Source organism: Nocardioides sp. 616, assembly GCF_002930065.1.
GTDB classification, from domain to species: Bacteria; Actinomycetota; Actinomycetes; order Propionibacteriales; family Nocardioidaceae; genus Nocardioides; species Nocardioides houyundeii.
This window is the reverse complement of sequence record NZ_POAG01000008.1, coordinates 1-11,027: the sequence shown is the minus strand read 5'-3', so window position 1 is coordinate 11,027 and position 11,027 is coordinate 1. Positions and strand designations below refer to the sequence as shown.

Here is an 11,027-nt window from a genome sequence, read left to right as displayed (position 1 = left end):
GTCTCGGTGGGCGTCGGCGTCGGCGTCGGCGTGGGTGTCAGCGTCGGTGTCGGCGTGGGTGTGGGTGTCTCGGTGGGCGTCGGCGTCGGCGTCGGCGTCGGCGTGGGTGTCAGCGTCGGTGTCGGCGTGGGTGTCAGCGTCGGTGTCGGCGTGGGTGTCGGTGTCTCGGTGGGCGTCGGCGTCGGCGTCTGCGTGGGTGTGGGTGTGGGGGTCGGGGTAGGGGTGGCCGCGACGGTAGGGGTGGGTGTCGGCCTGGGCGCGGCGTCGACGGTCAGGATGAAAGATCGTGCAGTCACCTTCGGCCGCTTCCCTCGCGCCGGGGCCACAGCCCGGTAGGTGTACACCCCAGGAACGGTGGGGGTGACCTGGTGCTGGGAGACCCCCGACGCGTCTGAGAGCGCGCGGCCCACCCAGGCCCACGTGCCGGAGGACTCAAGGCGGAAGAGGTCCACCGGCTGGAGCGGGCGGAGCGGGGAGAACGTGGCCCGGAGAGTGGCACTCGTCCCGACCAGCACAGCCGTAGGCCCGACCAGAGCCCCGGAGTGCGCGCGGGCCCGGATCACTCGAGTCGCCAAGACCCTCGAACGGCCGACGAGGACGCGGTAGCTACGCCTGGTGCGCTCCTTGCCAGCGGTGAATCGGAGGGAGAACCGCCCGCGTCTGTCAGGCTTGGTGCTCCCGATCGTCTTCCAGTGCCAGCCCTTCTGCATCTGGAGCCTGACTTTGGCGCGCCGCCTGTCAGGGGTGCTCCCGGTGACGGTGACGCGCTCACCCGCGGCCGGCTGATCTGGTGTGAAGGAGACCGAGGATCTCGGTTGAACCAGCCTGGGCGACGCGTGTACGGAGGTGTCTAAGGCGAGGAGCAAGCTGCCCGCCAGAAGCAGCAGCGCGATGATCGTTCTGGAAGTACGCATGGCTGCGTGCATTTGGTGTCCCCCGACTCCGAAGATGAGCAGTGGCGCACCACCGTGCGTGTCCGGTGCATGGATCGGACCTGCCCACGGATGAACCTAGAGAGGCGGTACTGTCGCCATGAGCGTTTGCGCAATGCGCACTTCGCCAGCGACGTTCGGCCGCGGATCGCCCTGGGTACCCCAGTGCCATGACGACGACTGAGAAGCCCGACGTGATCGAGCTGCTGGTTGCCCAGCACCAACACATCCGTGAGCTCTTCGCGGACGTCGAGAGTGCCTCCGGCGCGGAAAAGCAGCGCAGGTTCGAGGAGCTGCGGCGCTTCCTGGCGGTGCACGAGACCGCCGAGGAGCTGATCACCCACCCGCGGGTCCGGATGAGCGGGGCCAACGACGTGGTCGACGCCCGGCTGGAGGAGGAGACGGAGTCCAAGAAGCTGCTGGCCGCAATGGACGGCATGGACGTCTCCGAGACGGACTTCGACCCTCGGCTCCGCACGCTGCGCATCGCGGTCCTCGCCCACGCCGACGCCGAGGAGCGCGAGGAGTTCCCGCTGCTGCGTGAGGCCGCCGACGACCGACAGCTGCGGGTGATGGCGCTGGCCCTGCAGGCGGTGGAGGCCATCGCCCCCACTCATCCGCACCCGTCGGTGGGCAGCTCGATGACCACCAATCTGATGGCGGGGCCGCTGGCCTCCGTGGTGGACCGCACCCGCGACGCGGTCGCCGCGGTGCTGCGCAAGGGCTGATCGCCGTACCTGGGTAGGGTCGGCGGTGATGGACCGCCGACCGCCCGCCTCCACCCTCACGGCAGAGCTGCTCTGGGGTCGCGCGGTGGTGCTCGCGGCGGTGGGCCTGGGCACCGGGATCGCCTCGCACCTGGCCGGCGGGGGGAGGCTCCCCGGGCCCCTCTCCCTGACGCTGCTGCTGGCGGGCAGCGTGCTGCTGGCATCGCTGTTCCTGCGTCGCCGTGTCGGCCCCGGCGTGCTGGTGCTGCTGGTGGTCGCCGGACAGACGCTGACGCACGGACTGCTGAGCATGCTCGCCGGGCACCGCGGCGATGCCCCCGCCACAGGACCCGTCGTCCTGCCCCCGGCGACGCTGCCGGAGGGCAGCGGGCGACGGAGCGGCAGCCTGTACGACCTCTACGCGGCCTCGGTCCCGACGCCGACCGGTGCCGGCTCCGGCCACGGCGGCTGGTGGGCGCACCAGCTGCAGCACCTGAGCGACCAGGGACCCGCGATGGTGGTGGCCCACCTGGCGGGGGCCGTCGTGCTGGGACTGTTCCTCTCGGTGGGGGAGTCCGCCCTGTGGGCCCTGCTGCTGCTCGTCGCCGCGCGTGGTGACGTCGCCCGCGCCTCCGGACGCCGGCGGCTGGCGGCCGCCCAGCTGCGTCTGGGCATCGCCCGCTGCGCCGGCCGGCTCCGCTGGCCCGACGTCGCGGTGCGCCCCTCGCAGCGCCGAGACCGTGCCGTCCTGAGACGGCGCGGCCCGCCCGTCCTCCTCGCCTGACCTTCGGGTCGGACCAGCCCCAGCTCCGCCACGGCCGTGTGCGGGGCCGTCGCCCTGACTTCTCGCGAGGAGAACGCTGATGAACCGCACCACCCTGCCCCGACCGTCCACCCACCTGTTCCGTGCCCTGTCCGGCGCCGCCGTGGCGCTCTTGCTGGGCTCCGCCCTGACGGCCTGCGGCGAGGAGGCGTCCAGCTCCTCGGCCGGCGATCGACCCAGCTCGGCCAGTACCTCGGCCAGTACCGGTGCCAACCCGGTGCTCGAGGTCGAGGACCCGTGGGTGCGGGCCACCACCGGGACCAAGGACCCGACGATGAGTGCCGCCTTCATGACGCTGGACAACACCGGCGACGTCGCGCTGCGCGTGGTCGGCGCCAGCTCGGAGGTGGCCGGGACCGCGCAGCTGCACGAGATGGCCACGGTCGACGGCAAGTCCGCGATGCGCCAGATGCCCGACGGCATCGCCCTGGCCCCTGGACGCGGCCAGCTGCTGCAGCCCGGTGGCATGCACGTGATGCTGATGGACCTGACCACCGGGCTGGCCCCGGGCGACGAGGTCGAGCTCACGCTGGAGCTCGACGACGGATCACAGGTCGAGGTGACTGCCCCGGTGAAGGAGTTCACCGAGGAGGAGGGGCACTACCACGCGCCCGGCACAGACGAGAACCACTCCCACTGATGTCCGCCTCGACGAGCGGTCCCGGACTCGGTCGGCGCCGGTTCCTGGGCTATCTCGGATCGGCGGCCGTCGGCACCGCGGCGGGCGCGACGGGGACCGCCGCGCTGCGCGGGCACTCGGCCGTCCCCAGCGCCGATCCCGTCCAGGGGTCGTCCTCGGGCCGCACGGTGTCGCCGTACGGGGTTCACCAGCCCGGTGTCGCCGCGGGGTCGAGCGCCGTCACCGAGATCGTGGCGCTGGACCTGCTGCCGGGGGTGCGGCGCGCAGCCGACGTGGCGGCGCTGGGACGGCTGCTGCGCGTGTGGACCGGCGACGTGGCGGCGCTGACCACCGGACGTGGGGCGCCCGGGGACACCACTCCGTGGCTCGCCAGCCCGGTCGCCGACCTCACGGTCACCGTCGGGCTCGGCGCGCCCCTGCTGGACGGCACCTGGGACCTGCCGGTGCCCCGGGGCTTCGCGCCGGTCCCCGCGATGCGGCACGACCGCCTGGATCCGGACTGGTCCGGCGGGGACCTGGTGCTGGTGGTCGCCGGTCGCGACGGCACCACCGTCGGGCACGCCGTACGACGGCTGGTCGCCGATGCCCGGCCGTTCGCCCGGCTGCGGTGGCGCCAGCAGGGCTCGTGGAACCCCGTCGGCGCCGACGGTGCCCCGGCCACCGGCCGCAACCTGTTCGGGCAGGTCGACGGCTCCGCCAACCCGCGCCCCGGCACGCCGCTGTTCGACACGACGGTGTGGATCGACGACGGGCCGTGGGCCGGGGGCACCACCCTGGTGGTGCGGCGCATCCGGATGGACCTGCCGACCTGGGACGAGCTGACCCGGGAGGAGCAGGAGCGCTCCGTGGGCCGGGACCTGGCCACGGGAGCGCCGCTGACCGGAGGAGGCGAGCTGGACGACGTCGACCTCGCCGCACGCCGGGACGGGCGCCCGGTGGTGGCCGTCCAGGCGCACGCGCGACGCTCGCACCCCTCGTCCAACGCCGGGGCACGGATCTTCCGCAAGGGCGCGAACTACGAGGTGACGGATCCGGGCCGGTCGGAGGCGGGCCTGCTCTTCTCCAGCTTCCAGGCCGATCTCACGCGGCAGTTCGTCCGGATCCAGACCACCCTGGACGAGGCTGACGAGCTCAACGAGTGGACCACCGCCATCGGGTCCGCGGAGTTCGCGGTGCTCCCGGGCTTCACCGAGGGGGAGTGGCTGGGTCAGCGCGTTCTCGGTGGGTGAGCACCCAGCACCGCAGGCGCATCCAGTGGCGGGCCGCGGGGTACCCAACCCGTCCCCCACCCGGAAGGACACCCCATGCCCCGTGACGTCGTTGACCTCATCATGGACGACCACCGCGAGTTCGAGCGGCTCTTCGCCGTCCTGCGCACCGACCCGACCAAGCGAGCCACCGTCACGCCGGTGCTGACCACCCTGCTCTTCGCCCACGGGCGCGCCGAGGAGGCGGTGATCTACCCGGCGGCCATCAACGAGGCGGACGAGGCCGACGAGGTCGAGCACAGCCAGGAGGAACACGTCGAGGCGGACGAGCTGATGGAGAAGCTCGCGGGCAAGGACCCGGAGTCCGACGAGTTCGGGGAGATCCTGGAGGAGGTCATCGAGGCCGTCACCCACCACCTCGAGGAGGAGGAGGAGACGGTGCTGCCCGGGATGCGGGAGAAGATGTCGTCCGAGCGGCTGATCGAGCTCGGGCAGGAGTTCCTCGCCGTTCGCAAGGAGCTGCTGGGCGACCAGGTCGAGGACGTCACCAAGGCCCAGCTGGAGCAGCAGGCGGCCAACATGAACGTCGAGGGCGCCTCCTCGATGTCCAAGGAGGAGCTCAAGGACACCCTGCAGGAGCAGGCCGCCGAGGAGTGAGCCTCAACGCTCGCGCGGCGCGACGACCTCGTCGAGCCGCGCGAGCAGCTCCGCCACGTCGTCAAGCACGCACGCGGCGCCGGCCTCCTCCAGCTCCTGGCGGCCGAAGCCCCCGCTGAGCACCGCCACCGTCGGGATGCCCAGGGCGTTGGCGGCCTCGATGTCCCACACGGTGTCGCCGACCAGCAGGGCCTTGCCGCCGGAGACCTTGTCCAGGGCCACGTCGAGCAGCTCGGGGTCGGGCTTGGTCTCCTCGGCGTCCTCGGCCGTGGTGATGGCGTCGACCTTCTCGTCGGCGTCCAGCAGCCGCGCCGCGTGCTCGGCGTGCTCAGGGATCGAGGAGCTGGCCAGCACCACGTCCAGACCACGCTCGGCCAGGGCGTCCAGCAGGTCGCGAGCGCCGGGGAACAGGGTGGTCTGCTCGATGATCTCGTGGTACTCCTTCTCCCACGCCTCGCGGATCGCGTCGCCGTCGCTCTCCTCGACCGCGTCCCCGGCCACCGCGGCGACCAGCTTGTCTCCGCCCATGCCGACGTGCCGGTGTACCACCCAGCCGGCCACGTCGTGCCCGTGCCGGGCGAACGCGCGCAGCCACGCCACCGTGTGGTGGTAGTTGGAGTCCAGCAGGGTGCCGTCGATGTCCAGCAGGACGGTGTCGACGGCCAGGGGGAGGGGAGCAGGGTTCAAGGGGAGGTCTCGCTTTCCAGTGTCAGGAGCCGGTCGGGTGCAGCGGGGCGGTGCCGTGGCCGGCTTTCTCGGGGAGTGCGGCCAAGAGCTCCGCCAGGGCCTCCTGGGCGGTGTGCTCCGGCCGCCAGCCGAGCTCGCGGACGGCGCGCTCGCACGACATGATCGGGAGCCTGGTCAGGGCGTCGAAGAGCTTGGGGTCCGCCGGCACCAGGCGGGCCTTCCACGCCGCCGCCAGGCCGTTGCGCAGCACCCCGGCCGGGACGCCGACTCTCGGGGCCTGCAGCAGCTCTGCCAGGTCGTCGGGCTCGATCACGTCGGGGCCGGCGAGGTTGAACGGGCCACCCGCACGGCGCACCACGGTGCGCACCACGGCGTCAGCGAGGTCGCTGGCATGCACGGCCTGGAACGGCACGTCGTGGGGGAACGGGAGCACCGGCACCAGCGCGGGGCGGATCAGCCCCTGGGGGACCAGCCGGCCGATGAAGATCCGCTTCTGCTCCGAGGCGGCCCGCCGCTGGAAGACGAACGCCGGCCGCAGCCTGGTCACCACTGGCGCGTGCTCCCGGGCCTCGGCTGCGTCCAGCAGTCGCTCGACGTACGCCTTCTCCCGGGCGTACGGCGCGGCGGAGGCACCGTGGGTGGGCCAGGACTCGTCGACCGGAGTGAGATCGGTGCGCGGCGAGTACGCCGCGATCGAGGAGGCGGCCACCACGTGCGGGACCCCAGCGGCGGCGACGGCCTCCAGGACACGTGCGGTGCCGACCGCGTTGGTCTCCCACGTCACCTCGGGACGGTGGCTGGGCTGGAACATCCAGGCCAGGTGCACCACGCAGTCCGCGCCGCGCAGCAGGTCGGCGAGCGGGTCCCGGCGTACGTCGGCGCTCACCCACTCCACGCGCCCGGACCTGGCAGCCTCGGCGTCGAGCGGGGTGCGCCGCGCGACCCCGGTGATGGTGGTGACCTCGGGCTCGGCGAGCAGCCTGTCGAGGACCGCCGTGCCGATGTTGCCGGTGGCGCCGACCACCACGACCTTCATGCCGACCTCCTGCTGGCGGGGGTGTTCACGACTCGGCCAGGGCAGGCAGCAGCTCGTCCGCGGCCCAGGTGAGGAACTCCTCCTGGGTGTCGCCGCCGATCTGGATCAGCGCCAGGTCGGTGAAGCCGGCCTCACGCCACTCCGCGGCCGCCTCCACGATCGCGGAGACGTCGTCGCCGCAGGGGATGGACTCCGCCACGTCCTCGGGGCGGACGAACTGGCTCGCAGCGGCGAAGCCTGCGGTGCCGGGCAGCTCGGAGTTGACCTTCCAGCCGCCGCCGAACCAGCGGAACTGCTCGTGCGCCCGGCGTACGGCGGCCTCACGGTCGCGGTCGAAGCTGATCGGCATCTGCCCGATCTTGCGCTCCCCGCGCGAGCCCGCGCCGGACCACTGCTGGACCAGGTCGGCGTTCGGCTCGACCGCGACCATGTGGTCCACTAGGGGCGCCAGCTTGGCGATCGAGGCCGGGCCCGACACGGCCGCTGCGATCGGCACCCGCACCTCGGGCAGGTCCCAGAGCTTGGCGGACTCCACCGAGAAGTGCTGCCCGCGGTGGTTGACGTAGCCGCCGTCGAAGAGGCCGTTGATGATCTCCAGCGCCTCGACCAGCATCTCGTGCCGTACGTCGACCGAGGGCCAGCCGCCTCCCACGACGTGCTCGTTGAGGTTCTCCCCGGAGCCCACGCCGAGGGTGAACCTCCCGTCGGAGAGCAGCTGCACGGTCGCGGCCTTCTGCGCCACCACCGCCGGGTGGTACCGCTTGGTCGGGCACGTCACGTAGGTCATCAGCTCCACCCGCCGGGTCACCTGGGTGACCGCGCCGAGCATGCTCCAGGCATAGCCGGCATGCCCCTGCTCGTCGAGCCAGGGGAAGTAGTGGTCGCTCATCACCTCGAAGTCGAAGCCCACCTCCTCAGCCCGGGCGGCGTGCCGCACGAGGTCGGGAGGGCTGACCTGCTCCGTCATGAGTGTGTAGCCGAGGCGCATGTGCGAGCCGTACCCGGGTGCTGGGGGAGTCATGCAGCGCGGAGTCGGGGCTGCAGGAAACCCCGCCTGAGCGGGGAAACTGGACCTTAGAGGGGCATGCATGCCCCTCTAAGTGCAGGGACACCCGCCTAAGCGGGTATCCCTGCACCGGAAGATCAGGGGCGGAAGACCACCTTGAAGGTGCCGTCGACCTTCCCCTGGAAGTCGGCGTACGCCTGCGGGGCGTCGTCCAGGGAGACGTGGTGGCTGGCGAAGGACTCCAGGCCCAGGGGGTCGGCGTCGTCGAGGGCGAGCGGCATCACGTCGTCGATCCAGCGCTTGACGTTGGCCTGGCCCATGCGCAGCTGCAGCTGCTTGTCGAACATCTCCATCAGCGGCAGCGGCTGGGTCATGCCGCCGTAGACGCCGCTGAGGGAGACGGTGCCGCCCCGGCGTACGGCGTCCAGGGAGGTGAGCAGGGCAGCGGCGCGGTCCACGCCGACGCGCTGCATCACGGCTGCGGAGACCTTGCGGGGCAGCAGGCCCAGCGCCTTCTGGCTGAGCTCGGCGACCGGGGACCCGTGGGCCTCCATGCCGACGGCGTCGACCACGGAGTCGGCGCCCCGGCCGGCGGTCAGCGAGCGGATCTCCTCGGCGACGTCGTCCACTGCCGACAGGTCGATGGTCTCCGCGCCCGCCGCCTGGCCGCGGGAGAGCCGCTCGGGCACCTGGTCGACCGCGATCACCCGCAGGCCCAGGTGGCGGGCGATGCGCACCGACATCAGGCCGATCGGACCCAGGCCCATCACCGCCAGCGTCCCGCCCTCGGGCACGTCGGCGTAGGCGACGGCCTGCCACGCGGTGGGGGCGACGTCGGAGAGGAAGAGGAACCGGTCGTCCGCGGGCCCCTGGGGCACCTTGATCGGACCGAACTGCGCCTGCGGGACGCGCAGGTACTCCGCCTGCCCGCCCGGCACGCTGCCGTAGAGCTTGCTGTAGCCGAACAGGGCGGCGCCCGAGCCGTACTCGCGGACCTGGGTGGTCTCGCACTGGGTGTAGAGCTGGCGCTCGCACATCCAGCAGTGGCCGCAGGCGATCTGGAAGGGGATCACCACGCGGTCGCCGACGGCGAGGTTCGAGACCTCCGAGCCCACCTCCTCCACGATGCCCATCGGCTCGTGGCCCACGACGTCGCCGGGCGTCATGAAGGGACTCAACGGCTCGTAGAGGTGCAGGTCGGAGCCGCACAGGCCCGAGGACGTGACCTTGATGATCGCGTCAGTCGGCTGCTCGATGACCGGGTCCGGCACCTCCTCCACGCGGATGTCCCGGGTGCCGTGCCATGTCACTGCCTTCATGTGTAGCTCCTCGTCGAAAAGGGGGGAACTGCTCGGTACCCCTGATCGCGGAGGGCGACACCCTCAGCCCGGGGGGACCGGGGGGTCCGCGAAGATCCGCGGCAGCTCCGAGGCCCGTGAGGTGAACTCGGGCGCCCGCTTCTCCCGGAAGGCCGCGACCCCTTCCTTGCCGTCGCCCACGCTGGTGTGGAACATCGCCAGGCTGTCGGCGAGGTGCGTGGTGAGCGGGTGGGGCGCCGCAGTGCCGGCGTACACCAGCTGCTTGGCCAGCGCCAGGGCGACCGGCGACCTGCCGACGACGAACGAGCGCGCCAGCTCCAGCGCGGCGGGCACCAGGTCGTCGGGCTCGTGCACCGAGCGGACCAGCCGCCCGGCCAACGCCTGCTCGGCGTCGAGCACGTCGGCGGAGTAGATCCACTCCAGGGCCTGCTGGACGCCCACGATCCGCGGCAGGAACCAGGTCGAGCACGCCTCGGGCACGATGCCCAGCCGACCGAAGACGAAGCCGATCCGGGCCTTGGTGGAGGCCAGCCGCAGGTCCATCGCACAGGTCATCGTGGCCCCGATGCCCACCGCCGGGCCGTTGATCGCGGCGATCACCGGCTTGGGGCAGGCGTGGATGGCGAGGGTGACCTTGCCGCCGGTGTCCCGCACCCCGTCGGCGTACGGCGGCTGGTCGAAGTTGGCGGCCAGCTCGGCCGGCGTGGGGTCCAGGGACTCGTCGAGCCCGAACACGTTGCCCGGCGCCGAGAGGTCCATCCCGGCGCAGAAGGCGCGCCCGGCTCCGGTCACCACCACGGCCCGGACCGTGTCGTCGCCGGCGGCGGCGAGGAAGAACCGCTCGAGCTCGGCCGCCATGGTGACGGTGAAGGAGTTGAGCTGCTCGGGCCGGTCCAGGGTGAGCAGCGCGACGCCGTCGCCGTCCACGCTCACGCTGAGCGTCTGGTAGCCGCCGTCGGGCGCGGCGGCGCTCATCGGGGCAGGCCCGAGGGGGTGCAGAGGCCCTTCGGGATGGACTCGGTGTCGTCCTCGATGAGGTGGGTGAAGAACTGCTTCGAACGCTCGGCGTCCCAGTTGACGGCGGTGTCACGGATCGGGATCCCGCAGGTCAGGCCCTTGTCCCCGTCGACCCGGGTCATCGCCCAGCCGAACCTGGCGAAGGCGAGCGGACTGGTGCCCTCGCTGACGGTGAAGGATCTGGCGGTGGCCATCGCCAGCCGGTAGTAGCGCACCGGGTTGATCACGGTCCACGGCGAGGCGGCGGTGCTGCCCACGGCGGAGACCACCTCGCGCTGGGCCCGCGCCCGGTCGATGTCGCCGAGCTGGGTGTAGGTCTTGCGGGACCGGGCGTAGCCGAGCGCGGTGCGGCCGTCGGCCTCCTGGCACCCCTTGGCGATGTCGAGCTTGGCCTGGGGGTCCTTCATGTCCTGCTTGGGACAGATCTCCACGCCGCCCACGGCGTCGACCATGTCGACGAAGCCGCCGAACCCGACCTCCACGTAGTGGTCGATCCGGATGCCGGTGTTCTGCTCGATGGTCTCCACCAGCAGCTTGGGGCCGCCCCACGCGTACGCCGCGTTGATCTTGCTGGTGCCCTTGCCCGGGATCGGGACGATCGAGTCGCGGGGGATCGACATCAGCACGTTGGGCCCGCTGCCGGTGTGCAGCACCATGATCGTGTCGGTGCGCTGGCCCACGTCGCCGCCGGTCCCGAGGTCCTTGCGCTCCTCCTCGGTGAGGTCGCCGCGGGAGTCGCTGCCCACCATCAGGTACGTCGTACCGGGCTGCTCGGCGGGACGCTCGCCGCCGGGGTCGGCGTCGACCTTGTCGACCTTGCCCCAGGCCCAGAACGGCACCGCGACCAGGAACACCAGCCACAGCAGGAAGACCCAGCGCAGCAGCCCGAGGCGCAGCCGCGGACGGAACCGGCCGCGCGAGCGTCCCGAGCCGGCGGGCGCGGGGCGCGGCGGCGAGGGTGGCTGCGGGGGCGGCGCGGCCGGCGCGCCGGCGCG

At 72.3% G+C, this 11,027-nt stretch carries 12 protein-coding genes; 5 read left to right on the top strand and 7 right to left on the bottom strand.

The annotated features are described in order from the left end of the window. A partial coding sequence (locus C5H89_RS18780; RefSeq protein ID WP_205304811.1) for a hypothetical protein occupies nt 1-420 on the bottom strand: 420 nt, incomplete at its 3' end. Nucleotides 421-1,102: 682 nt separating this feature from the next. Between C5H89_RS18780 and C5H89_RS01905 the strand changes: the two genes are divergently transcribed. The 5 genes from C5H89_RS01905 to C5H89_RS01885 all read left to right on the top strand — a co-directional run bounded on the left by C5H89_RS01905 (nt 1,103) and on the right by C5H89_RS01885 (nt 4,967). After that, nucleotides 1,103-1,660 carry a hemerythrin domain-containing protein gene (locus tag C5H89_RS01905; RefSeq protein ID WP_104105422.1) on the top strand — a complete coding sequence of 186 codons (558 nt, stop codon included), beginning with the start codon at nt 1,103-1,105 and terminating at the stop codon, nt 1,658-1,660. Nucleotides 1,661-1,688: 28 nt separating this feature from the next. Continuing rightward, a complete protein-coding gene (locus C5H89_RS01900; protein ID WP_104105421.1) occupies nt 1,689-2,423 on the top strand; it encodes a hypothetical protein in 735 nt (244 codons plus the stop codon). A 79-nt stretch (nt 2,424-2,502) separates the two neighbouring features. After that, nucleotides 2,503-3,102: a copper chaperone PCu(A)C gene (locus C5H89_RS01895; protein ID WP_104105420.1), complete on the top strand. Its 600-nt coding sequence runs from the start codon at nt 2,503-2,505 to the stop codon at nt 3,100-3,102. Next, the gene (locus C5H89_RS01890; protein WP_104105419.1) at nt 3,102-4,331 is read left to right on the top strand and encodes a Dyp-type peroxidase; all 1,230 of its coding nucleotides are present in this window, start codon (nt 3,102-3,104) and stop codon (nt 4,329-4,331) included. Before C5H89_RS01895 ends, C5H89_RS01890 begins: the two co-directional genes overlap by 1 nt. Nucleotides 4,332-4,406: 75 nt before the next feature. Further along, on the top strand, nt 4,407-4,967 hold the full coding sequence (locus C5H89_RS01885; RefSeq protein WP_104105418.1) for a hemerythrin domain-containing protein: 561 nt from the start codon (nt 4,407-4,409) through the stop codon (nt 4,965-4,967). 3 nt (nt 4,968-4,970) lie between these two features. Here C5H89_RS01885 and C5H89_RS01880 read toward each other — a convergent pair whose 3' ends face one another. From C5H89_RS01880 to C5H89_RS01855, 6 genes are all read right to left on the bottom strand, one after another. Continuing rightward, a complete protein-coding gene (locus tag C5H89_RS01880) occupies nt 4,971-5,654 on the bottom strand; it encodes an HAD family hydrolase (RefSeq protein WP_104105417.1) in 684 nt (227 codons plus the stop codon). Nucleotides 5,655-5,676: 22 nt separating this feature from the next. After that, entirely contained in the window at nt 5,677-6,690 is a 1,014-nt protein-coding gene (locus C5H89_RS01875; protein ID WP_104105416.1) for an NAD-dependent epimerase/dehydratase family protein, read from the bottom strand. Between the two features lie 25 nt (nt 6,691-6,715). After that, nucleotides 6,716-7,678 (bottom strand): TIGR03557 family F420-dependent LLM class oxidoreductase, encoded by a 963-nt coding sequence (locus tag C5H89_RS01870; protein ID WP_104105415.1) that lies wholly within the window; start codon nt 7,676-7,678, stop codon nt 6,716-6,718. A gap of 155 nt (nt 7,679-7,833) precedes the next feature. After that, on the bottom strand, nt 7,834-9,015 hold the full coding sequence (locus tag C5H89_RS01865) for a zinc-dependent alcohol dehydrogenase (RefSeq protein ID WP_104105414.1): 1,182 nt from the start codon (nt 9,013-9,015) through the stop codon (nt 7,834-7,836). 63 nt (nt 9,016-9,078) lie between these two features. Continuing rightward, nucleotides 9,079-9,990, bottom strand: coding sequence for a crotonase/enoyl-CoA hydratase family protein (locus C5H89_RS01860; protein WP_104105413.1), 912 nt, complete (start codon nt 9,988-9,990; stop codon nt 9,079-9,081). Then, the coding region (locus C5H89_RS01855) for an LCP family protein (protein WP_205304810.1) at nt 9,987-11,027 on the bottom strand (1,041 nt) is incomplete at its 5' end. The genes C5H89_RS01855 and C5H89_RS01860, both read right to left, overlap by 4 nt.

Bases quoted from the DNA above. Each gene is read 5' to 3' on its own strand.
- C5H89_RS01870 (WP_104105415.1), bottom strand. From the start codon at position 7,678: ATGCGCCTCGGCTACACACTCATGACGGAGCAGGTCAGCCCTCCCGAC.
- C5H89_RS01890 (WP_104105419.1), top strand. From the start codon at position 3,102: ATGTCCGCCTCGACGAGCGGTCCCGGACTCGGTCGGCGCCGGTTCCTG.
- C5H89_RS01885 (WP_104105418.1), top strand. From the start codon at position 4,407: ATGCCCCGTGACGTCGTTGACCTCATCATGGACGACCACCGCGAGTTC.
- C5H89_RS01875 (WP_104105416.1), bottom strand. From the start codon at position 6,690: ATGAAGGTCGTGGTGGTCGGCGCCACCGGCAACATCGGCACGGCGGTC.
- C5H89_RS01865 (WP_104105414.1), bottom strand. From the start codon at position 9,015: ATGAAGGCAGTGACATGGCACGGCACCCGGGACATCCGCGTGGAGGAG.
- C5H89_RS01905 (WP_104105422.1), top strand. From the start codon at position 1,103: ATGACGACGACTGAGAAGCCCGACGTGATCGAGCTGCTGGTTGCCCAG.
- C5H89_RS01900 (WP_104105421.1), top strand. From the start codon at position 1,689: ATGGACCGCCGACCGCCCGCCTCCACCCTCACGGCAGAGCTGCTCTGG.
- C5H89_RS01860 (WP_104105413.1), bottom strand. From the start codon at position 9,990: ATGAGCGCCGCCGCGCCCGACGGCGGCTACCAGACGCTCAGCGTGAGC.
- C5H89_RS01895 (WP_104105420.1), top strand. From the start codon at position 2,503: ATGAACCGCACCACCCTGCCCCGACCGTCCACCCACCTGTTCCGTGCC.